The following is a 23,002-nucleotide window of genomic DNA, read 5'->3' on the forward strand; positions in this document are numbered from 1 at the left end:
CTTTGTTGGAAAGTATGGGGAATTTATAAAAAATTAGCAGCCCATCCGTCATTTGATCGTTATGGTTTCAATTTTTTGCCCTTAAGTACACCATGACCTTTGCATAGCCTTCCACCGAACCATATAGACTTTCCATGTTGGCCAAAGTATCTTCATTGGTATTAGGTCCCACATTGAATCCCGATCCTCCACAGTACACTGTATAGTTAGGTTCCATGGACTCCCCGGGTTCTAGGCTCCACGTATTGGAAGTATAGGAACACGATGGAATCAGATCTGGGATCCGCTCAACGATTCTCATACTTACTTGTTGCACTTCATATCCATCCGGGATGACCGCCTCGGATGAGTTCCATTTCCACTCACTCCAATATTCCCAATGGGTATAATCAGGGTTTCCCGTAAGTGGAGAGCTTTTTTTGTCATAGCCTACCTTTGTATAATAGATGAGGACATCATCCCTGTTTTCTATATTTATAGTAGCTTCAATTTCATCAACTAATGTCAATTCTGAATCATCCCCGTTAAATAGGGCTGAAGTACTGGAATAGATTTTGGCTGAAACCACTTCAGTGGCATTTGCAGTTTCCCGATCAAAAGTTTCATAGGATACTGAGAACCCGTCTTCCGAATATGTTGTAACGCTAATGTCAGCACCATTGAGTTTCCCGTAATTTCCCTGTGTTTGCCAAACGACTTTATAGTACATTCCGTTACTATTGGTAAGTGGCGCATTATCGGCGTCCACAACCCTCATGGTTAGTTTTGAATCACCGTCTATGGTAATCCCATCGGGCCGAATCTTGTATTTTGTGGGACTAATGTTCACTATGGTCGAATCTTTCCCAACAAGAGCACCGAGAAGACCCCCTTCCTCTTTTATATATACCTCTACATAGATGCTGTCATGGGCATTTTGGGGCAATGTTCCGTAGTCAGGGTTGCTTTTATATGTGATTTGGTTCGTTCCCGAATTTTCTATGAAGTCACCAAATTTTTCAGTGGTTATCCATTTATATAGGTAATTGCTGGTTGTGGTCTGATCAATATCCGGAGAAGTCGCCTTATATTCCACTTGTTCGCCAAGTACGATGCCCTTTTCATATGGGGAGATACGCACTTTGCTGCGGCTTACAATGGATTCGAATTGCTCGAGTTGAGAGGATTTATAGATATCATCGACAATACGATAGCCGTCAACACTGGTAAGGATGGCATTGGTGATCGTTAGGGGAGCAGCCAATTTCCCCTTTAAATCTCCGACTGAGGCATATATGCCTTGCTTTTGCAACGGTTTAACGAAAACTTCTTCGAAAAACCCTTCAATACCTACAACATTGCCAATGAAAGCCTTTGTAAACTCATATAGAGCAGTAATAAATTCTCCCTCATCAATGGCGTCGAGGGCTCCTGGTGTAGATGCCAATACTGCATTTAATAGCTCTACGCCGGTGTCGACATTTATGGAGGCAATATAAGTGTCCGCTATGTCGCCAACACCTAACAGGGTTGTAATGCCTGGAATCATAAAATCCAGAAGAAAGGTCTCCAATTGCATTTTCAATAGGGCATCACCTTCTTGTTTGGTATGAATACGGGTGCTTTGTTTGCCGGGACCCAGTACCCTTATCGCATATTTAGAAGCGTCATCATTATCCAAAAGTTCCAGTTCTATGGGGCCATTACTTTTGAACCCAACATCCGTATTATTACCATGACCAATGGCCACATCAATGACGCCGCCTTGTATGGAGGTAATACCGTTTATGGCAGAAATATCCAGTTCAAGGTTTGGTTCAAGAGAGGTTTCATAACTGGTGATGACTTGATCCAGATCCAATAGTGTCTCAAATTCCCCATTTTTTTTCACGGCCACTTTGTAGAAAAAGGCACGTGCCCTCCTTCGGTAATAATTGAGGACGTCCACACTTAAAACATTGTCACTATCCTGTACCACCTTAATGCCACTTTTAGTGTCGTTGTTGGGTATGAGCACTTTGTTTTGGATATCGATTACCTTTTTGTTGTTCACTAACTTACTGGCCGCATCGTCTAACCAACTCCTGAAAGTGTCTGACTTGAGTAGTAGGGCATCGGTTTTGTACATTTCCCCCAATTCGGTGACAAAGGGGTCAATTTCAGCCAGGTCCCTGAATTCATTCAGGAATTTTTCCTTTAACTCGGGCAATCTGAACACTGTTCCAAACCGGAAAAACAGGGAGGCCTCAAAAGTTGATCGGGCATCTAATATGGGGTGTTCTTTGGAGATGAACCCCATGAGAATGATTTCACCATCGGTGTTCCTTAAATAGACCAGGCTTTTTTTGTCCTTTAGGACATTTATACTCGCCGTAAGATCTGATTTTATTTGATATTCACTCAGTACAGTCTCGACGTAGGTGTTTGAAATATCCAAACTCATCCCTTCTGGCAGTTCAATTTGGATGTCGATCTCCTCGTATGTCAGGGAAACACTGGAGCCATTGTCATCATCTGTTTGCGAGGTGTCGTCATCAGGTGGAATGGTGATGTCATCTTTGGAACTGCATCCCATTGTCATACTGAGCAGCAGGATAAGAAAAAGGAATTTGTATGTATTTTTCATGTGTTCGGTATTTTGGTTTTGTATATATCGTTAGGAATTCAAAATGTCATCAATTGGTATTGCCCACTTTTACCCATTCCCTGTTGTTGAGGTTGATATCGCCATTGGGGGTATAAAAGAGGTCGTTGTTTTGAATGTAGTTGCCGTCACTATCCATCCAGTATTCCGTGGACCCTGCATTTACTTGGTAATTGTTTCCGGTGAGGGGATTGTACACGGTTTCCTGTTCGTTGATCATGTTCAGGAATTGGCGTTGGCCCGTATCACTACCAGCACCAAAATTGCGGTTCATAAACGAGGCATGGTTGGCATCCTGTGCCGCTGAAATGGCCCGCATGTTTTCTTGGTGCGCATTGAAAGCTGCCCATCGGTCGTTCATACGCTGTTGGTGCTGTTGTGCGGCGATCTGCATTTTTCGCTGGTTTTCCATGGCACGTTGTTGGTTCAATTGGGTCATGTATTGTTTCCATTGGGGATTTTCCTGTGTGCCCACGGTCGATTTATGGAGTTGGTCAAGAGTCGCTTCAAACTGTCCTTCATCCACAAAAACATAATCCGTTGTATAGAGCCACATGGTCATCATCTCATTGTTCATGAGCGGTTGTTGCAGTGCTATTTTTACAATTCGTGCCAAGGCCTTCTGGCCGTTTTGGTTCTTCCATTCCGTGGCGGTGTACTCCAAATACCCTTGTCCGAACCCATTTTCCTGCATTTTTTGTTTCACATAAGCTTCGTCATCGGGCATGGAACGTTGACGTACAAAGGTGTATCCGTTTTTTTGCATGCGGGGTTCCACGTCTTCCCTAAAAAGTTGTTGGTTTCCTACCATGGGCCGGATCATGGAGGCCATACCGTATTGGGACATCATCTGCGTTAACTGTGGACTTTGATACGATACATGAAACTTGGTGGGTGTGTTGAAGGTTTTCAAGTGATTGGGCCCATCGATCTGCATAAGAAAATCAGGAATTTTTTGATCTATGGTGTAGATGGGTTTGGAAATCACTTTCCAGTTAGAAGGATATTCAGTACTCTGCACTACCATTCCTGTGCGGGCATCGCGCAGTTCATGGGTTTTATTTCGGCTGGTTTGGAAAAATGGCTCTTTTTGATCTGATGTGCCGTTGTTCCAAGCACTCTCCTCGTCAAGTCGCTCATTATAGGTGGAGCTATTGGGGTCTTGTGGGTTTTCCTTGCAGGCGAAGGCAAGACAAATGAAGGTAAAAATCAGTGTTCTCATAATGGACTTTTGATAGGGTTATATCTTCCTATCGAAATCATTATGAAATGTCATCAGCCGAATAATTATTTTTTTTGAAGGGGAAAACGTCACTTTTTGTTAATACTGGAACTTATCGTTAAATCCTTACATTTTTATATCTTTAAAAGTGCAGACCCATACCATTTTCAATCTATGCCAGTAGTGCTCTCCATCCCCACAAGGAGAATCTTATTTGTCATATGCTTTGCCCTGTTGTATTTTTCTGAGGTAAATGCCCAGGTCGAACCATTGCAAGGCATGGACCATATTGTCCCATATCATTTGTATAACACCAAAGAGAACATTCCAGGGGAACGGGCAGCCAATCTGGAATACGAAGAGCCTTCTAATTTTGGCCCGACCGACCCTAGTACCATTTATGTGGCCCGATTGGATTTTGGCCCATACGAGACACTTTTGGACGAAGGTCAAGATCCATGGATCTTGCAAATTGGAAACCTGAACAGGGCCAAGTTGTTCTATCTCAACCAAAATAAATTGGATTCATTGACAATGGGCAGTTTTGAGTTGAATGCTAGGTTTACTGGAAAATTTACCTTCCAAAAGGGAAATCTTTTTCATGGTAGGTATCTGTACCTCAAGTTTTCTAAATTGAATACTAGGCAACATTTGGGGGATAAGGCATTCCTTTTTTATGCGAAACGCTTTGAAGAATATAAGCAAGTACATCTTTCCAAAAGTTCGGTAAGGATTTTTTCATTGGGCTATTTGTTGTGGGGAGCCGCTTTTGTTGGGGTGGTCATAAGTATGGTGTTTTATCGCACCTACAAACAGCCTGAGTACATATATTATTCGTTGTACGCTCTTTCACTGGCCATTTTTTTGGGCAGATATGGCTTTGGGTGGTATGAACGTTTCGTAGGGAATTATTCCTTCACTTCCTTTTTGTTGGGCAATACCTTTGAGCTGTTGGCTGGGCTGTTCTATGCACTTTTTGAAAAATATTTTTTGAATACCAAACAAAATTACCCCCTGTTGAACAAGGCTATTAATATTTCAGTGGCCATTTTTATGGTCTGGTTGGTAATCGATACACTTCTTATTTTGATAGGGAATTTTCAGTTACATTTTTTGTTATTGGACATTCGGGCGGTACTCCTATCAATTCTGGTTTTGTTCAGTTTGGGGTACTTGATCTTAAGGTTCAAAGATCAATTGAATTGGTTTATCATAGTGGGCTCTTTTATTTATGGACTTTGTTCCGTATTGGTTTATGTGACGGGGGATGGTAATTATCTTAGATTGGGGGCGGTTGGTGAAATAACGGTTTTCTCACTCGGACTTGGTTATAAGGTTATGGAAGAAAACCTTAAAAAGATACAAGCGGAACATGAAGCGTCCAAGACTTATCTTAGGCTTTTACGTTCGCAGTTGAACCCCCACTTTATTTTTAATGCCTTGGGCTCCATTCAACATTTGGTATTGTCCGAAGAAAAATCCGCCGCTTTGAATTATCTGAACAAGTTCAGCAAGTTGATGCGCCATGTTCTGGAAAGTTCCTCACAGGAGAATGTGCTATTGTCTGAAGAAATATCCTTTCTTGAAAAATATATTTCATTGGAATCACTTCGTTTTCAAAAAGATTTTGACTACACTATTTCAGTGGAGCCTAGATTGTGCCCAGATACCATTGAAGTGCCCTTGTTGGTGACCCAACCTTTTGTGGAAAATGCCATAATCCATGGATTGCTACCTAAAGAAAACGGGAAGAGACAACTTTCCATTACCTTTCGCAAAGCAAGCCATCAGGTTTTGCAATGTATCATTGAAGACAATGGTATTGGAAGGGTGGAAAGTGAAAGAAATAAATTGGGGCGTGTGGAACACCGTTCCAAGGGAGTTTCCATGATGCAGGAGCGTTTGGATGCCTTGCAAATAGACAGAGACGAACAGACAATTGTTATTGAGGACCTGTACGGGGATGAAGGGAAAGCCTTGGGAACAAGGGTAACTCTCAATTTTTTTATTGACTAGAAGGAATGTTTTTCGATATACTCCTGAAACTTCTCCTTGTGCTGCTCGGAAACCGTAATTTGATTATTGTTGATGGTGATGAGGTTGCGTTCCACTTCTTCAATGTAGGGCAGGGCAACGATAAAAGATCGGTTTACCCTCATGAACCGGGTAGAAGGGAGTTCCTCCTCCAAAGATTTTAAGGTCATCAAGGTGAGCACGGCACTTGGATTTCCCTTCACCCAAATTTTTACGTAATCCTTCAACCCTTCAAAATAAAGCACTTGATCCAAGGCAATTTTCAATTGCTTGTAACCGGATTTCACGAACAAAAATTCCTTTCCGGCCACACTTTCAGTATTGTTTCCTGAATTTTTTGAACCTGAAATGCGTTCTTGGGCTTTTTGGGCAGCTACCAAAAACTCGGCATAGTTGAAGGGTTTCAATAAATAATCCACGGCATTTACCTTAAATCCTTCCAAGGCATATTGATCAAAAGCGGTGGTAAAGATAACCTTGGTTTTTTCCTTTACGATCTTGGAAAGCTCCATACCGCTCAAGTCGGGCATTTGGATATCCAGAAACAACAGGTCCACGGGATTTTGGTTGAAATATTCCAACGCTGCAATGGCATTGGAAAAGGAATTTTTCATCTCCAAGAATGGGGTCTTGGCAATGTATCCCTCAATTAATTTGAGGGCCATGGGCTCATCATCAACGGCGATACATGTCAAGATTCTTTTCTCCATGGCTAGGCGTTCAATGGAATTTCCACGATGATACGGAACTGTCCCGAAATAATCTCATTTCCAAAATAATGTTTGTTGGGATACAATAGATCCAAACGATCTTTAAGGTTCTTTAAACCGATGCCCGATCCACTTTGGTCTGTATGGGATTTTGGGAAATCCGTGTTCTTACCTTTAAAAATTATCTTATCACTCTTCAGTTCCATCGTAAAATTGATGGTGCTTTCCTCTTGGGCAGAAACCCCATGCTTGAAGGCATTCTCGATCAAGGAAATAAAAAGAAGGGGAGGCACCTGTACTGTTGGATCCACTTCCGGGAAATGATACTCCACCTTGGTTTTGTCCGTCAATCGCAATTTTCCCAATTCAATGTATTTGACCATAAAGTCGATTTCCTTGGCAAGGGGGACTTTTTCGGTATGGGTTTCGTACAACAGGTATCGCATCAATTTTCCCAAACTGTGGATGGTGTCCTTGGCATCTTCCGGAGAAATATCGACCAACGCATAAATATTGTTCAACGAATTGAAGAAAAAATGCGGTTGCAACTGGTATTGCAAATGCTGAAGGTCCGATTTTAACTGTTGATGGGCCACTTCCTTTTTTTCCACCTCGGATTTGATCAGTCGTTCCATAGCACGCAAGGCTACGGCCCACACAATAGGTACTAGAAAGGAAAGGGTCTGAATATACAACACCATGGTTCTTGGAGGGCCTCTTCTATCATTATTTTGAGGTCGAGGGAAAATCAAATCCGTGATCCATTCCCTAAAGAAGATCAGAACAATGATGACCGCTATGTTGATGCAGATGAACCAGACTATTTTCTTTGGAAAAAAGTAGCGGTCCGCCAAAAACCAATAGTTCAGGTAAAACACAGCCATATACAGAAACAGCGGTACCCATGAAAAAGTCAATACATGTTCAAATGCCTGTTCGGTATCGTAGCTCAACAGATAGGGAAAGCTGAAGAGTACAACCCATACCATAACATGGAAAAAAAATTTGCGCCATTTGTTTTTCATATGCTCTATGTTATGTTCGGGTTATTCATATCGTAATGCGGAAATAGGATCTAGGGCAGCAGCTTTTCGGGCCGGGTACCATCCGAAGAAAATACCGGTGATGGCACAGACAGCAAAAGATATCACAACCGAATACGAAGTAATGATCGTGGGCCATCCCAATATGGATTTGATAAAAAGCGTTGCGCCAAAACCGAGCAACACCCCGATGATACCACCGGTAACACTGATGAGCACGGCTTCTGTCAAAAATTGCAATAAAATATCGGCACCTTTGGCACCTACTGCCATTCGGAGCCCAATCTCACGGGTCCTTTCCTTTACCGAAACGTACATAATGTTCATGATGCCGATACCTCCAATCAAAAGTGATATACTGGCAATGGCCACCAAGAGTACCGTCAGCATTTCGCTGGTAGAACTGAAAGTGGAAATGAGCTCGTCCATTGAAAACACGTTGAAATCGTCAGCATCATTATTGCCAATTTGATGTTGTTCCCGCAAGATAGTGGATATTTCCTCAACCGCCGCTTCGGCATCTTCCTCACTTACGGCAGATGCTACAATGGATTGGATGTAGTCGATAGCCAAAATACGTTTCTGAACTGTGGTGTACGGAGCAACAATGATATCGTCTTGATCCTGACCGAAGTTGCTCTCGCCTTTCTCTTCCAAAACCCCAATGATCTTGAAGGGAATACTGTTGAATCGGATCATTTTTCCAATCGGATCTTCCCCGTTCGGAAAGAGGTTTTCCACCACGGTTTTACCTACAACGGCCACTTTTGCTGCCGATTTTACTTCTGCATTGGTGAACATGCTTCCTTCCGAAAGCTCCCAAATCTTAATATCGAGATATTCGGGATTTACTCCATAAATGGTGGTAGGCCAGTTGTTGGCCCCGTTGATGGATTGTCCACTGCCGTTAACTTGTGGGGTGATATAGGACAATAAAGTAGCTTTTTCCTTTAGCGCTTCAAAATCTTCCAATTTCAAGGATTGCATTTCACTTCCCCCCATACGTACACCGCCTCGCATATCGGCACCTGGGCGAATGTTGATCATGTTGGATCCCATTTTGGAAATTTCATCCTTTATGCTTTGTTTGGAGCCTTCCCCGATGGCCAGCATGGCGATCACCGAAGCCACCCCGATAATGATACCCAACATGGTCAGCAAAGTCCTCATTTTGTTCAGGACGATAGCTTTGAGGGCTATTTTGATCAGATTTAAAATCCTGGTTTTCATTAGTCGTTTTCTTTAGGTAGGGCGGCCAATTCCTTGGCGGCATCGTTGATGTCCAGATTGGGCTCGTCCTTGATGATATGGCCATCTTTTAAAATGACCGTTCTTCCGCTGAATTCGGCAATGTCCGGTTCATGGGTTACAAATGCAATGGTCTTGCCTTTTCTGTTGAGTTCTTGGAACAAAGCCATGATTTCATAAGATGTTCGTGTATCCAAGTTTCCCGTGGCCTCATCCGCTAAGATGATGACAGGGTCGTTGACCAAAGATCGTGCTATGGCCACGCGCTGTTGTTGTCCACCGGACAATTGTGCAGGAGTGTGATCCAACCGGTCACCCAAACCGACCATTTGCAAGGCCTCAAGGGCACGTTGATGACGTTCCTCTGCCGAAATCCTGCTGTTGTAGATAAGCGGAAGTTCCACATTTTCAATGGCGGTTGTCCTTGGCAACAGATTATAGGATTGAAAGATGAACCCTATTTTTTCATTGCGGATGGTGGCGAGCTCATTTTTGTTCAGTTGAGCCACGGGTACCCCATCGATTAAATAACTTCCCGAGGTAGGATTGTCCAAACAACCCAAAATATTGAGCATGGTACTTTTTCCCGAACCACTGGATCCCATAATAGTCACGAACTCTCCTTCTTGGACATTGAGCGACACACCTTTTAGGGCATGAACAATTTCGTCACCCATGCGGAAATCCCGTTTCAGATCTTGTATTTCAATGATTGTCTTTGACATGGCCCTAGCTCTTCTTATTGTTGGTTCTTCCCGGTGGTTTAGGCATAAAGGGGCTTCCACTGTCCTGGGCGGCCTGTACCTCACCGGCTTGAACCGATTTTAAACTGAACACCAATTGGTCTCCTTCCTCAATCCCGTCAATAATTTGCACATTTACCCCGTCGCTGGCACCTAGTTTTACTTTTTTGGGTACTATCGATTTATCTTTTTGCAGTACCCATAGCATGCTGGCATCTTCTTGTGGAGGATTACCCATTTCTGGACCATTACCTGGTCCGTTGCCTGGTCCAGGGCCTTTGGATGGAATGCTTTCCTGTTCCTCATAAGCCATCAATACTGGCATGTTTGGATTAAAATTGACCGCCTTTGCCTCGGCCGTGAGTACATCCTTCAACTCCATAGTGTAAATGGAAATGGTAGCAGTAAGACCTGGTTTCAACTTTAGGTCGGGATTGTCCGCTTTGATGACTACGGTATAGGTCACTACGTTGGAACTTACGGTAGGATTGAGCCTCACTTGGGTTACGGTTCCGTTAAAGGTTTCACCTTGATAGGCATCCACTGTAAAAGTTACCCGTTGCCCTTGCTCCACTTGACCTATATCGGCCTCGTCCACATCGGCTTCTACCTGCATTTCCTTTAAGTTTTTGGCAATGGTAAATAGGGTAGGGGTGCTGTAACTTGCGGCAACGGTTTGGCCTTCGTCCACATCACGGGATAAGATTACCCCATTTATGGGAGAATATATGTTGGCATAACCCAAATTGGCCTGTGCCCTTTGCAAGTCCGAACGTTTTTGAACAACAGTACTTTTAGACGCATTGAACTCATACAACGCGTCATCATAATCGGCCTTGCTCAATACCTGGTTTTCGTAAAGCGTTTTCTGCCGGTCGTAGATGTTCTTTTTATAATCCCTTTCGTTTACTGCATTGTCGTATGCTGCCTGGGCCTGTTCAAGGGCAGCGTTCAAGTTGGTCTTGTCCAACTCGGCAATCAATTGCCCTTCGGTGACCTCGCTATTAAAATCCACATAGATTTTTTCTACAACACCTGATACCTGGGTACCCACATCTACCTGGGTAGTGGCCTCAATGGTACCGGTTGCGGTGACCATGGTGGTTACATCGCCTTTTTTTGCAAGGACGGTTTCCACCTGTATTTCTGAAACATTATCGGATGAAAATGCCATATAAGCTATAATGGCCAAGCCAATTACGGCACTGATACCCAATATCAATTTGGTTTTTTTCTTCATGGGATTTATAATTTAATTTCGTTTCCTTGGTAAAAATCGAGTAGTTCGTTGTACAATATTCCTAGATACTTCGATTGGAGATAGTTAAGTTGTGCATTGGTGAAAGTGTTTTGGCTTATCACCAGGTCTGTGGTACTCAATGCGTTGAGTTCATATTTGCGTTGTGCCAATTTGTAGGATTCCTGTGCGGCCTCACTGGCAACTTTGGAAGCTTCTATCTGCTCTTGTGCAGACTGGGCATTTTGCCATGCCGTCTCAATTTTTTGGTACAAGGATTTTTTGGCCACCTGCAATTGCAGTTTGGATTGTTCTATCCCGATCTTGGCATTGGCTAATTGCGCCTTGTTCTGATATCTTGAAAAGATTGGCACTGTTAAGGATAGACCCACCCTTTGGTTGAAGTTTACATCCAACTGATCGGAAAAAGTAAGGTCATTGGTGCTGGTATAACCGGAGCCTACACTACCTGTTAGTGATAGTGTGGGCAAGAAACCGCCTTTGGCTATATCCAAATCTTTTTCATTGATTGCGGTTCCCAATTCGGATGCCTTTATTTCAGGCATAGACCCCACGGCATTTTGGTAAACGTCCAACTTGTTGGGTACTGTTTGCCCCTCTAGCAAAGGATTGTCCAATGCTTCAATTTCAAGTTCCACTGTCGGGTCCAGTTCCAATAACTGTTTAAGGGTTATGATCTGTTGGGCATAACTGTTCTTGGCACTGATTAAATTGGATTTGTTGGTGGCCGCTTGGGAAAGCGCGTCCGTATAATCGATAATGGTTATGGTGCCGGCATCCAATCTGGCCTTCGCCCTTTCAGCTTCCTTTTCAGAGGCGGCCACATTGTTTTGGGCCACTTCCAAACTTTCCTTGTTGTACAGGATCTGAAGGTAGGCTTCCAAAATGCTGAGGGAAATGTTGTTCTTGGCTTCTTCAACATATAGGTCGTTCTGTTCCACCATCAATCTGTTTTGTTTGATGGCATTGGTCAACTGACTTCCATTGTAAAGAGTAACAGATGTGCTTAACTGTAAGTTCGTGGAACTTATCTGTTGTGATACAAAGTCACTGGTAATAGGGTCGATAGATGATCCCCATGAAAAGTTTTGGGATGCGCTACTGCTTAAATTGGGAAGTTTGGCATATTCGGATTGGGTTAGGCTCACTTCTGAACCATTTTTATCCAGTTCTGCCTGTTTTATGGTGATGTTGTTTTCCAGTGCATAGGAAATGCAATCTTCCAGGGACCATACTTTTTTGGTGGCGAGGGAATCGGGTTCCTGGGCCCTCAAAGCAAGTCCCAAGAAGAGAAACCATAGAATTGCCTGAATTTTCATTGTGGTACATTTTTGACCAAAATTCAGACAAACCCATCCGTGTTATTGTAGTAATAGAAGTTGTGCCGTAACCAATCTACGAACCGTTATTTTCAATCGACGGAAAATTAGGGTGTAACATGTTTTTTACCCAAAACTTGAATATCCTGTTGATAAACCTGTGGAAAAAATATCGGCATGCATGACACCTATCACCTTTTTTTAAAAGTGCTGATTTTAGGTTTGTCGCCATGATTTTTTGGGTCGAAAAAAGGTACTGTTGATAAAAGTGTTGAGAACCTAAATCGGCCTTTGTAAAATCAAAGTAAAGAAAATATGAATTTTACAATCGAGCTATATTACACAACTCCAAACAATTTTCCGCATGCAAATTTCTCATATCACTAAAAGAGATTTTAGTACCCAAACTTTTGATTTACACAAAATTACAAATGCCATCCTAAAGGCCATGACGGCTGTTGACCACGGTCAGATCAACGATGCGCAAACCATTGCCAGCAACGTGGAAAAAGCTTTGTTGGATAGAAGAAAATTGGATGAACACTACGTGCCTACTGTGGAGGAGGTTCAAGATGTGGTGGAGAACGAACTCATGAACAGTGAGTTTCATGATGTGGCCAAAGCCTACATTATTTACAGGAACAAAAGGGCCCAAATGCGCCAGACGGACATTTTCGAAAAGCGCATCAACCTAAAGCCTTACGAGTATCCTCAATTGTATGAATACGTGCCTGCCATTCGCCACTCCTATTGGATCCATACCGAGTTCAATTTCACCAGCGATATCCAGGATTTTAAATCAGGATTGTCCGAAGTGGAGCGAAGTGCCATTAAAAATACCATGTTGGCCATTTCTCAGATCGAGGTGGCGGTAAAATCCTTCTGGGGAGATGTTTACCACCGTTTGCCAAAGCCAGAAATTGGTTCTGTTGGGGCCACTTTTGCGGAAAGCGAAGTGAGGCACCACGATGCATATTCCCATCTTTTGGAAATCTTGGGATTGAACCAAGAGTTTGAAAATTTGAAGAAAAAACCAGTGATCATGAAAAGGGTTCAGTATTTGGAGTCTGCCCTTAAAAATGCCAAAAGCGAGAACAATCAAGAATATGCGGAATCCATCTTGTTGTTTTCCTTGTTCATTGAACACGTTTCCCTTTTCTCCCAGTTTTTGATCATCATGGCCTTCAACAAGCATAAAAATGTGTTGAAAGGGATTTCCAACGTGGTAGAGGCTACTTCCAAAGAAGAGCAGATCCATGGCGATTTTGGTATCGATGTCATCAACATCATCAAAAAAGAACGCCCAGAGTGGTTTGATAAGGAATACAACAGCATGATCCAAGATATTTGTGAAAAAGCTTTTGAAGCAGAAAGCAAGATTGTGGACTGGATCTTTGAGGAAGGGGAGCTTGATTTCTTGCCAAAATCGGTGGTAAATGAATTCATCAAGAACCGCTTCAACAATTCCTTGGAAAGTATCGGTATTCCGAAAATATTCGACATCGATCAAAAACTATTGGCCCAAACCGAATGGTTCGATGACGAGATCATTGGAACCAAACACGGAGACTTTTTCGTAAAAAGATCTATTAACTATAGCAAGAGAACACAAAGTATAACCAGCGACGACCTTTTTTAAATTATGGAGAACACTACCAACACCCCACACATTACCGAACAAAAAATAGATAAAGCCCAAGATCTTATCAACGCCAGAAAGGATGCCTTGGCCAAAATCAAGACCAAAGAGGAAGAAGGAGGTTTTGAATGGTTGAACGAGTATAGCCGCCAGTTTTTGGGATCAGGCTACCTTACCGAAGGTGTTACGCCTGAGCAACGAATCCGCGAGATTGCCGAACGTGCCGAGCAGATTTTGGAGATGCCTGGGTATGCGGATAAATTCTATCATTATATGTCGGAAGGATTTTTCTCCTTGGCATCACCTGTATGGTCCAACTTCGGTAAAAGACGTGGTTTGCCCATCAGTTGTTTCGGTTCGCACATTGATGATGATATGGGGAACATCCTGTACACCCAGTCAGAAGTGGGCATGATGTCCAAATTAGGCGGTGGAACTTCAGGATATTTTGGAAAAATCCGTCACCGCGGGGCACCGGTAAAAAATAATGGCCAGGCTTCTGGAGCAGTGCACATTATGCAATTGTTCGAATCCATGGTGGATGTGGTAAGTCAAGGATCGGTTCGTCGCGGCCGTTTTTCTCCATACCTTCCCATTGACCATAACGATATCATGGAGTTTTTGGAAATCGGTACCGAAGGGAACCCGATTCAACAATTGACCCATGGTGTTACCGTGACCAACCAGTGGATGGAAGAAATGATTGCCGGTGATGTGGACAAAAGGACCATTTGGGCCAAAGTTTTGCAACGTCGGGGAGAGATGGGTTATCCTTATATTTTCTTCTCTGACAATGCCAACAATGGTGCGGTGGATGTGTACAAGGAAAATGACCATAGGATCTATGCCAGTAACCTTTGTACGGAGATCATGTTGCCTTCCAACGATAACTGGTCGTTTGTTTGTGTGTTGTCCAGCATTAATGTGTTGCATTTTGACAAGTGGAAGAACACGGATGCCGTGGAGACCATGGTCTATTTCTTGGATGCCGTTATCACTGAGTTCGTAGAAAAACTGGAAGCGTATAGGGATTCTATTGATCGTGATGACCGTCAAACCTTCCTGTTTATGGAAAGGGCCTATAATTTTGCTAAGGAAAACCGAGCCCTTGGATTAGGGGTATTGGGTTGGCACTCCTTGTTACAGTCCAAAAGATTGGCTTTTGATAGTCAAGAGGCCTACAACCTGAACAGTGAAATTTTCAAGACCATCAAGGAGCGTTCGTATAAAGCTTCAGGAGAATTGGCCGAACGTTTTGGCGAGCCAGAAGTGTTGAAAGGTTATGGCAGAAGAAACGCAACTTTGAACGCCATTGCACCAACTACTTCTTCCGCATTTATTTTGGGACAGGTTTCTCAAGGAATCGAGCCAATTTGGTCCAATTGCTACGTGAAGGATATCGCCAAGATCAAGGTGACCATCAAAAATCCATATTTGATGGATCTTTTGGAAGAAAAAGGACAGAACACCAACGAGGTTTGGAAAAGCATCCGCGATATGGATGGATCTGTACAGCACCTTGATTTCTTGACTGAAGCGGAAAAGGCCGTGTTCAAAACGTATTCCGAATTGGATCAGTTGGATATCATTTACCAAGCGGCAAACAGACAGAACCATATTGATCAAGGACAATCGGTTAACATCATTGTACACCCTGAAATGCCTATCAAGGAAATCAATAAGATCCATGTAACGGCTTGGAAACTTGGCTTGAAATCGCTCTACTACCAACACAGTATGAACGCGGCACAAAAGTTCAAGCAAAAGAAAGAATGCACCAGTTGCGAAGCATAATCTAACTACAACCTAAACCCAAAAAAGGCCTCGAATATTTCGAGGCCTTTTTTTATGCTTTAAAAATTCCAAAAGCAAAAATGAGTTCAAGCAAAAAACGCTAAAATCTTTTTTGGTTTTTGTTGGCAATCGACCATTTAATGTTAACTAATATTTGACATGCAAACGGGCCGTTTTAACAAATAATTATCAATCGACGAAATTGAAAATTATCTATTTTAGCGATAATTAATTATTAATATCTCAAAATATATGGCCTATAATTTCTACATTACTTTTTTTATGATGATTTTGGGAGCCTTCTTTGCTTATGGCCAAGAAGATATTTTAACAGGTCCTAGGGCCAAAAACAGAAAGCCATGGAAGAACCCAAAACCACAATCCATGCTGGTAATCAAAGACCATGACCATGAGCCGATAATGGGTCCGTTGGCAAAAAATAGAAGACCCTTTGAGGATGTCTGTGAGACCATGCCCATAGTTTTTAGGGAAAGAAGAAAACTGACAGGTGGAATGGCAAAAAATGCACGTCCGGAAAGAGGTAATTATTGGGAAAAGGAGAAGTAGCATTTTTAAGAAATCTATCCAATCCTTTCATAACATAAAGCTCGTCAAATTGGCGAGCTTTTTTGTTATAATCTCTTTTAAATCGAAGGCTTTGTGGACTGAATCACTTGATTGTGCAGACTTAGTCCTGTCAAAGGATAGGAATTGACACTTTGGCTTTCATCGTTTATCCGATGTTTCACAACATTTGATCGCTGAAATACAACATAACTTCCCATTTTACGGGTGTTCTTGATATGTTTGGATAGGTCTTACTTCGTAAGAACAACCTCATCCACCAAACTATGAACATACTCCAACCCCGGAAAAAATCAAACCAACTCTTATTGGCCCTCCTTTTTCTGTTTGTAATGATGCAAACGGGGTATGCACAATTGTGTTCTGCGGATGCTGGTCCAGATCAAACGTTGACCCAGATTTCCCCCGTTTTTTTAAATGCGGTTACACCCGCTGTGGGAACAGGCACATGGACCCAACTTTCTGGCCCCACCATTGTGAGTTTTGTGGATACCAGTGACCCAAATACACAGGTAAACAATACAGCTCCCGGTACTTATATTTTTGAATGGACCGTTTCGGATATTTCCTGTACAAGCGCATCTGATACTGCCGGTGTTTCCATTGTTGGGGTTGATCTGCAAATGGAGGCCTTGGCAAGTAACACCATTCCAGATATTGGCGATGTGGTCACATTTACCCTCAATTTGAGCAACCTTGGGGATGTGGATGCGACGGGGGTTTCGGTAAGAAACTTGGTTCCAACAGGGTTTGGGAGTGTAACAGCTATCAACAATGGTGGTACTTTCAGTTTTGTAAGTCGAAATATTTCTTGGACCGGACTTACGGTTCCTTTGGGCACCAATACGGTTTCCCTTACTTTTAATGCTACTGTGTTGACGCCGACGGGAACATCCGGTGAATTCACCCATATTTCCCAAGTAGTGGCTGCCGATCAATTTGATTTGGACAGTACACCTAATAATGATGATGGCGACCAAAGTGAAGATGATGAAGCATCGGTTACGGCCGCTCCTTTGCAAGCAGATTTGTCCTTGACCAAATCCGTGGTGGGCAACAACCTGAATCCGTATGTGGGTAACCAGATGAGTTTTGAAATATCCGTGACCAATTCCGGTCCTGATGATGCCACCAATGTGGTTGTTGTGGATCAACTTTTGTCCGGTTTCAGTTTTGTTTCCTACACCGCTACCGCTGGAACCTATAGTTCGGCCAATGGATTTTGGCAGGTGGGCACACTGGCCAATGGTGCCACGGAAACGCTGTTGATCAATGTAACCGTCAATCCGACCGGAAATTATACGAATACTTCCCAAGTAATCGCTTCCGATGCCTATGACCCGGATTCCACTCCGGCAAATGGGGTTTCTTCCGAAGATGATCAAGGGGATATTACAGTGGCTCCAGAAGAGGTCATCGACCTTTCCCTTAGTAAGACCATTGACAAATCCCCACCTTTGGTGAGTGATAATGTACGGTTTACGATAACCGTTACCAACGATGGTCCAAGTGATGCCACCTCCGTTGAGGTAACCGATCTATTGCCTTCTGGCTATACCTATGTTTCTGATAATAGTGGGGGTAGCTATGATGAACTTACAGGTATTTGGACGGTTGGAACTGTTGCAAATGGAGCTTCGCAAAGTTTAAGCATTTTGGCCAACGTAAATGCAAGCGGGAACTATGTGAATGTTGCCGAAATTACGGGTCATGACCAAACCGATGTGGATTCGTCCCCGAACAATAATGTTGCTGGAGAAGATGATCAAGATGAGGTAGTGGTGGTTCCGAATCCAATAGTGGATATTTCGGTGACCAAAACGGTGGATGAATTTATTCCTGAAGTGGGTTCGGAAATCGTGTTTACCGTTACAGTAAACAATGCCGGGCCAAGCGATGCCACCAACATTGTGGTGACCGATGTTTTGGCTACTGGGTATCAATTTGTAAGTGCCAATGCTTCAGTCGGCACCTATAACCCAACGAATGGCTCGTGGACGGTTGGCGGTTTAGCCAATGGTGCTTCAGAAACCTTGGATATTACGGTAGAAGTTTTGCCAACCGGAGTTTATTCTAATACCGCCGAACTGACCAGTGTAACCGAGGATGATGTAGATTCCACCCCAGGAAACAACAACGAAGCAGAAGATGACCAACAGACCATAACACCTGTTGTGGTGCCTGTTTCTGACCTTTTATTGCGCAAATCGGTGAATGTGTTGAGTCCATATGTGGGACAAGATGTCATTTTCACTATCAGCATAACCAACTACGGACCTAGTGATGCTACGGGTGTGGAAATCATGGATCAACTCCCAACAGGTTATACCTATGTTTCCCACAGTTCAACCGCGGGAATCTATAATGCTTCAACAGGAATTTGGGCCTTGAATGGAACCTTGGTGGATGGCAATACCGAAGCCTTGAATATTGTGGCAACCGTAAATCCGGATGGGGACTATTTCAACGTAACGGAAGTTTTTGCTTCGGATAATTTAGATCCCAATTCTACCCCGAACAACAACAATTTCTTCGAGAACGATCAGGATAATGCTGGAACCACTCCCATTCCTTCAGCAGATTTGAATTTGGATGTTTCTGTAGACAATACCACTCCCGATGTGGGAACCAATGTGACCTTTACGTTGACCTTATTGAACGAAGGACCCAGTGATGCCATTGGGGTGATGGTCCAAAATAGACTGCCTTCAGGGTACACCTTTGTATCCGATGATGCCGCAGGTTCTTTCAACCCAAACAATGGCCGTTGGAATGTTGGGAATATTGCCGCCGGTGCTCAATTGCAGTTGAACTTGGTTGTACAGGTAAATCCTTCTGGGGATTATAACAACATTGCTGAAGTCATTGCGGCCATTTTGTTCGATTTGGATTCTACGCCAAATAACAATGTGAACTCAGAGGATGATCAGGATGAACAGGCGACCAACCCAAGGCATGTAACCGATATTTCCGTGACCAAAACGGCAGATAATATGAGTCCGGATGCCGGTTCAGAAATTGTATTTACCATTGTAGCTGCCAATGATGGTCCAAATGATGCTACCGGTTTGATCATAGAAGATCAATTGCCCAGTGGGTACAATTTTGTATCGGCAACCACCACATCTGGAACGTATGATGAAATAGCAGGTTCCTGGGATTTGCCCAATTTGGCCAATGGAGCATCGGCAACTTTGGAAGTAAGGGCCATGGTTCTTTCTTCAGGGTCCTATGTGAATACCGCAGAGTTGATTGCTTTGGACACGTATGATCCAGATTCTACCCCAAACAACAATTTAGGTTCCGAAGATGATCAATCAACAGTAATACCCGTTCCACAAGGTTTGTCGGACTTATCCCTCTCCATAACGGTGGACAACGCTTCTCCCAACGTTGGCGATGTGGTCAGGTTCGTGATCAGTGTGACCAATAATGGGCCGACCAATGCTTCTGGAGTGATGGTGAGAGATCTATTACCTCAAGGTTTTAGTTATCAATCTCATTTTTCAACAGCGGGTGTCTACAATCCAAATTCAGGCGTTTGGAATATCAACAGAACCATCTTGAATCAGGATACAGAAAGTTTGGAGGTTTTGGCAGTGGTGAACGCACCTACTGGATCGGAAGGTGAATTTGTGAACCAAGCCTATATCACAGCCAGTAACTTTTTGGATCCAGATAGTGATCCCTCTGTCGGTCCGGATGAAAATGACTTTCTGGACGGAATAGTCGATGATGATGAGGCCAGTGCTTCTGTAATTCCTCAAACTACTGATATATCCATCAGCAAAACGGTAAATAATATGTCGCCTAGTATGGGTAATGAAGTGGTATTTACCATCACGGCAACCAACCAAGGAAATTTACCGGCAACTATCATCGGCATTGAAGACCAATTGCCTTCCGGCTATCAATTAGTGAGTTCATTGGCATCCATCGGGACCTTTGATAATTCCGGTATTTGGGAAATCCCCATTTTGCAACCAGATGAAATAGCAACTCTGGATATCACGGTCAAAGTCTTGGATATGGAAGATTATGTGAACCGTGCCAGTTTAGCCTATGTAGATCAGTGGGATACCGACGAATCCAACAATATGGCCGAAGCTTATGTGGTGCCCACCTGCTTGGTGGTCTACAACGAGTTTTCACCCAATGGCGATGGGGTAAACGACTATTTCAAGATTGATTGCATCACCCAATACCCGAACAATTCATTGCAGGTCTACAACAGATGGGGCAACATCGTTTTTGAGACCCGCTCCTATAAAAATGATTGGGATGGTACACCAAACGGCAGGGCCATTGTCCAAAAAGAAGATCAATTGCCCGTTGGCACGTATTACTATATTTTGGATTTAGGCGACGGATCGGAACCACGAACAGATTGGTTGTATATAAACAGATAAGGATGGCACTTTTTATCATGAAACAAATAGTGAAAATTGTAAAGCAGCTTTGTTTGCCCGTCCTTTTGGTATGGATGAGTTCGGTTTCGGCCCAGCAAGATCCCCAATTTACCCAGTACATGTACAATACCATGAGTGTGAACCCTGCCTTTGCAGGTTCCAATGGTCATTTAACGGCCTTGCTCATGCATCGTTCGCAATGGGTTGGTATCAATGGGGCTCCCAATACCCAGGTACTTTCGGTAGATACTCCATTGGAGAACAAAATTGGCGTCGGTGGCATTTTGGCCCATGATGCCCTAGGTCCTTCTTCAGAGACTTTTTTAGATGGAAATGTTTCGTATACCATTCAACTGGATAGTACCAAAAGACAATTGTCCTTCGGATTAAAATTAGGTGGGCGCATCTTTGATGTGGATTTCTCCAAAGGTTTGACCGAGGAATCCGATGTGGCCTTTCAGGATAATATTAAAAGCAAATTTTTCCCGACGATTGGGGCCGGGATTTATTATAATTCCGGCAAGGGTTATTTGGGATTTGCCGTTCCCAATTTCTTTTCCCAAAAGCATTATGATGGGCAAGAGCAGGAAATTGCCGCGGAGCGTTTGCATTATTATATGATAGGGGGGAAGGTCATGGACCTAACATCTGAAATAAAATTGAAACCTGCTTTCTTTGTGAAGTGGGTACCCGGTGCCCCGATCATTGCGGATATTTCTGTAAATGCTTTACTAAAGGAAACCTTCACTTTTGGACTGGCCTACAGATGGGATGATTCTTTCGCAACCTTGTTGGGAATGCAGATCAACCCGAACTTGAGTGCCGGATATGCATATGATCTTACCTCGTCCAACTTGGCAAGTTATACCGGTGGTTCCCATGAACTCTTCCTTCGGTATGAATTTAAAACGGCTAAAAAGCAATTGGAAGAACCTACTTTCTAGGTTCAATTTACCTGCATTAAACAAGCCTACGTAATTTGTCAGTATCTTTAACTTTGAAACCAAAACTCAGGTTTCAAAAAGAATAATTGAAGGATTTATGGAAAGGAATGAACTATATCCCATCTTCTTAAAAGTATCACAACTCAATGTTTTGATAGTGGGCGGGGGCAATGTTGGTCTGGAAAAACTGTCCTTCTTGTTAAAATCCAGTCCAAACGCCCAAGTACAGATGGTGGCCAAGGAATTTTTGAAGGAGACCGAAGAACTGGCCCAAAAGCATTCCGTGGGATTGGTACAAGCTGCCTATCAAAAGGAATATTTGGATGGTAAACACTTGGTGATTGCCTGTACCGATAATCCCAAAGTGAACGAAGAAGTGTATCACGACTGCCGGGAACGCAGTATTTTGGTAAACGTGGCAGATAACCCGCCTTTTTGCGATTTTTATATGGGTGGCATCGTTACTAAGGGCAACGTAAAGGTGGCCATATCTACCAACGGAAAATCCCCTACCACAGCCAAAAGATTGCGTCAATTTTTTGAGGACGTCATCCCGGACAATATTGATGACTTGGTACAAAACCTGAATGATTACCGTAAGACGCTCAAAGGCAATTTTGAGGAAAAGGTGGAAACCCTGAACGAATTCACCAAAGGGCTCATCAACAAAAAGGACTAGAGCCGTTTCATGGCATCGATCAGGTCGTCTTTTTTCTTGGGAGAAATGTTCACCTGCATATCGTTGCTCATGATCAAATAACCCCCATCGGATTTGATGTATTTTTTCACTTCTTTCAAGTTGATCAGATAACTGTTGTGCACCCTCATAAATTGATGGTCGCCCAAAAGATTCTCGTATTCCTTCAGGTGTTTGCTTACCAAAAGCGTGTTGTTGTCCTTGAGCACAAAACTGGTGTACGATCCATCGGCTTTACAGGCAATAATGTCTTCCAAGGCTATGAACTCGATGCCGGCCGTTGTGGCCAAACAAATTTTCTCTGGGCGTACACTGCCTTTGGAAATGCTCTGCATCAAGGTGTCCAATTGTTCGCGATACACATTTGTATCCATTCGGTTGCGGGCCTTTTCCACGGCTTGTTGCAGTTCATCAAGGTCGATGGGTTTCAACAAATAATCCAACGAACTGAACTTGATGGCTTTGATCGCGTATTTTTCAAAAGCTGTGGTAAAGATGACCTCAAAATTTGGATTCTTTATCTGGTTGAGTACGTCAAAACCCACCCCGGATTGCAGTTCAATGTCCAGAAAAACCACATCGGGACTATAGACCGATAATACTTTTACACCTTCTTCCACCGAAGCGGCCATGGCGATGACTTTTACATCTTTGCAAAACTCTTCGAGCATTGATTTTAAGGTCTCCCTACTGTGTTTTTCATCTTCGATGATGACTACTTTTAAAATCATGGT

Annotated in this window: 16 protein-coding genes; 7 read left to right on the forward strand and 9 right to left on the reverse strand. The window is 43.1% G+C overall.

Translation table 11 applies throughout. The features are described from left to right. Positions 1-67 precede the first annotated feature (67 nt). Positions 68-2,605 carry a hypothetical protein gene (locus LKX84_RS15495; RefSeq protein WP_228238176.1) on the reverse strand — a complete coding sequence of 846 codons (2,538 nt, stop codon included), beginning with the start codon at positions 2,603-2,605 and terminating at the stop codon, positions 68-70. 49 nt (positions 2,606-2,654) lie between these two features. Further along, the gene (locus tag LKX84_RS15500; protein ID WP_228238177.1) at positions 2,655-3,845 is read right to left on the reverse strand and encodes a hypothetical protein; all 1,191 of its coding nucleotides are present in this window, start codon (positions 3,843-3,845) and stop codon (positions 2,655-2,657) included. A 279-nt stretch (positions 3,846-4,124) separates the two neighbouring features. Here LKX84_RS15500 and LKX84_RS15505 point away from each other — a divergent pair, with 279 nt between their 5' ends. Beyond that, positions 4,125-5,861 carry a sensor histidine kinase gene (locus LKX84_RS15505; protein ID WP_228238179.1) on the forward strand — a complete coding sequence of 579 codons (1,737 nt, stop codon included), beginning with the start codon at positions 4,125-4,127 and terminating at the stop codon, positions 5,859-5,861. On the opposite strand, the gene LKX84_RS15510 is transcribed toward LKX84_RS15505, so the two are convergent. From LKX84_RS15510 to LKX84_RS15535, 6 genes are read right to left on the reverse strand one after another with little or no spacing between them, the layout of a single operon-like run. Further along, a complete protein-coding gene (locus LKX84_RS15510) occupies positions 5,858-6,589 on the reverse strand; it encodes a LytR/AlgR family response regulator transcription factor (RefSeq protein WP_228238193.1) in 732 nt (243 codons plus the stop codon). The genes LKX84_RS15505 and LKX84_RS15510 overlap by 4 nt on opposite strands. A 2-nt stretch (positions 6,590-6,591) precedes the next feature. Further along, positions 6,592-7,578, reverse strand: coding sequence for a sensor histidine kinase (locus tag LKX84_RS15515; RefSeq protein WP_228238194.1), 987 nt, complete (start codon positions 7,576-7,578; stop codon positions 6,592-6,594). Between the two features lie 57 nt (positions 7,579-7,635). Then, positions 7,636-8,862, reverse strand: coding sequence for an ABC transporter permease (locus tag LKX84_RS15520; RefSeq protein ID WP_228238195.1), 1,227 nt, complete (start codon positions 8,860-8,862; stop codon positions 7,636-7,638). Beyond that, on the reverse strand, positions 8,862-9,605 hold the full coding sequence (locus LKX84_RS15525) for an ABC transporter ATP-binding protein (protein WP_228238196.1): 744 nt from the start codon (positions 9,603-9,605) through the stop codon (positions 8,862-8,864). Before LKX84_RS15525 ends, LKX84_RS15520 begins: the two co-directional genes overlap by 1 nt. 4 nt (positions 9,606-9,609) lie before the next feature. Further along, positions 9,610-10,863, reverse strand: coding sequence for an efflux RND transporter periplasmic adaptor subunit (locus tag LKX84_RS15530; protein ID WP_228238197.1), 1,254 nt, complete (start codon positions 10,861-10,863; stop codon positions 9,610-9,612). A gap of 5 nt (positions 10,864-10,868) precedes the next feature. After that, on the reverse strand, positions 10,869-12,200 hold the full coding sequence (locus tag LKX84_RS15535; RefSeq protein WP_228238198.1) for a TolC family protein: 1,332 nt from the start codon (positions 12,198-12,200) through the stop codon (positions 10,869-10,871). Positions 12,201-12,564: 364 nt separating this feature from the next. Here LKX84_RS15535 and LKX84_RS15540 point away from each other — a divergent pair, with 364 nt between their 5' ends. The 6 genes from LKX84_RS15540 to LKX84_RS15565 all read left to right on the forward strand — a co-directional run bounded on the left by LKX84_RS15540 (position 12,565) and on the right by LKX84_RS15565 (position 22,250). Beyond that, complete coding sequence (locus tag LKX84_RS15540; RefSeq protein WP_228238200.1) at positions 12,565-13,839, forward strand: ribonucleotide-diphosphate reductase subunit beta; 1,275 nt, start codon at positions 12,565-12,567, stop codon at positions 13,837-13,839. A gap of 3 nt (positions 13,840-13,842) precedes the next feature. Continuing rightward, on the forward strand, positions 13,843-15,633 hold the full coding sequence (locus LKX84_RS15545; protein WP_228238205.1) for a ribonucleoside-diphosphate reductase subunit alpha: 1,791 nt from the start codon (positions 13,843-13,845) through the stop codon (positions 15,631-15,633). 252 nt (positions 15,634-15,885) lie between these two features. Beyond that, positions 15,886-16,200, forward strand: a complete 315-nt coding sequence (locus LKX84_RS15550; protein WP_228238206.1) for a hypothetical protein — start codon at positions 15,886-15,888, stop codon at positions 16,198-16,200. Between the two features lie 326 nt (positions 16,201-16,526). Continuing rightward, the gene (locus LKX84_RS15555) at positions 16,527-20,627 is read left to right on the forward strand and encodes a gliding motility-associated C-terminal domain-containing protein (protein ID WP_228238207.1); all 4,101 of its coding nucleotides are present in this window, start codon (positions 16,527-16,529) and stop codon (positions 20,625-20,627) included. A 2-nt stretch (positions 20,628-20,629) separates the two neighbouring features. Then, positions 20,630-21,571 carry a type IX secretion system membrane protein PorP/SprF gene (locus LKX84_RS15560; protein ID WP_228238208.1) on the forward strand — a complete coding sequence of 314 codons (942 nt, stop codon included), beginning with the start codon at positions 20,630-20,632 and terminating at the stop codon, positions 21,569-21,571. A gap of 97 nt (positions 21,572-21,668) precedes the next feature. Beyond that, entirely contained in the window at positions 21,669-22,250 is a 582-nt protein-coding gene (locus tag LKX84_RS15565) for a bifunctional precorrin-2 dehydrogenase/sirohydrochlorin ferrochelatase (RefSeq protein ID WP_228238210.1), read from the forward strand. On the opposite strand, the gene LKX84_RS15570 is transcribed toward LKX84_RS15565, so the two are convergent. Next, on the reverse strand, positions 22,247-22,999 hold the full coding sequence (locus tag LKX84_RS15570) for a LytR/AlgR family response regulator transcription factor (RefSeq protein WP_163633368.1): 753 nt from the start codon (positions 22,997-22,999) through the stop codon (positions 22,247-22,249). The two genes, LKX84_RS15565 and LKX84_RS15570, sit on opposite strands and share 4 nt — an antisense overlap. Between the last annotated feature and the right edge of the window lie 3 nt (positions 23,000-23,002).

Source organism: Allomuricauda sp. M10, from assembly GCF_020782875.1.
Classification (GTDB): Bacteria; Bacteroidota; Bacteroidia; order Flavobacteriales; family Flavobacteriaceae; genus Flagellimonas.

What these genes read in the sequence shown, in the direction of transcription:
- LKX84_RS15495 (WP_228238176.1), bottom strand. Translation starts at nt 2,605, where the DNA reads ATGAAAAATACATACAAATTCCTTTTTCTTATCCTGCTGCTCAGTATG.
- LKX84_RS15525 (WP_228238196.1), bottom strand. Translation starts at nt 9,605, where the DNA reads ATGTCAAAGACAATCATTGAAATACAAGATCTGAAACGGGATTTCCGC.
- LKX84_RS15560 (WP_228238208.1), top strand. Translation starts at nt 20,630, where the DNA reads ATGGCACTTTTTATCATGAAACAAATAGTGAAAATTGTAAAGCAGCTT.
- LKX84_RS15530 (WP_228238197.1), bottom strand. Translation starts at nt 10,863, where the DNA reads ATGAAGAAAAAAACCAAATTGATATTGGGTATCAGTGCCGTAATTGGC.
- LKX84_RS15535 (WP_228238198.1), bottom strand. Translation starts at nt 12,200, where the DNA reads ATGAAAATTCAGGCAATTCTATGGTTTCTCTTCTTGGGACTTGCTTTG.
- LKX84_RS15540 (WP_228238200.1), top strand. Translation starts at nt 12,565, where the DNA reads ATGCAAATTTCTCATATCACTAAAAGAGATTTTAGTACCCAAACTTTT.
- LKX84_RS15510 (WP_228238193.1), bottom strand. Translation starts at nt 6,589, where the DNA reads ATGGAGAAAAGAATCTTGACATGTATCGCCGTTGATGATGAGCCCATG.
- LKX84_RS15515 (WP_228238194.1), bottom strand. Translation starts at nt 7,578, where the DNA reads ATGGTATGGGTTGTACTCTTCAGCTTTCCCTATCTGTTGAGCTACGAT.
- LKX84_RS15570 (WP_163633368.1), bottom strand. Translation starts at nt 22,999, where the DNA reads ATGATTTTAAAAGTAGTCATCATCGAAGATGAAAAACACAGTAGGGAG.
- LKX84_RS15505 (WP_228238179.1), top strand. Translation starts at nt 4,125, where the DNA reads ATGGACCATATTGTCCCATATCATTTGTATAACACCAAAGAGAACATT.
- LKX84_RS15550 (WP_228238206.1), top strand. Translation starts at nt 15,886, where the DNA reads ATGGCCTATAATTTCTACATTACTTTTTTTATGATGATTTTGGGAGCC.
- LKX84_RS15545 (WP_228238205.1), top strand. Translation starts at nt 13,843, where the DNA reads ATGGAGAACACTACCAACACCCCACACATTACCGAACAAAAAATAGAT.
- LKX84_RS15500 (WP_228238177.1), bottom strand. Translation starts at nt 3,845, where the DNA reads ATGAGAACACTGATTTTTACCTTCATTTGTCTTGCCTTCGCCTGCAAG.
- LKX84_RS15520 (WP_228238195.1), bottom strand. Translation starts at nt 8,862, where the DNA reads ATGAAAACCAGGATTTTAAATCTGATCAAAATAGCCCTCAAAGCTATC.
- LKX84_RS15565 (WP_228238210.1), top strand. Translation starts at nt 21,669, where the DNA reads ATGGAAAGGAATGAACTATATCCCATCTTCTTAAAAGTATCACAACTC.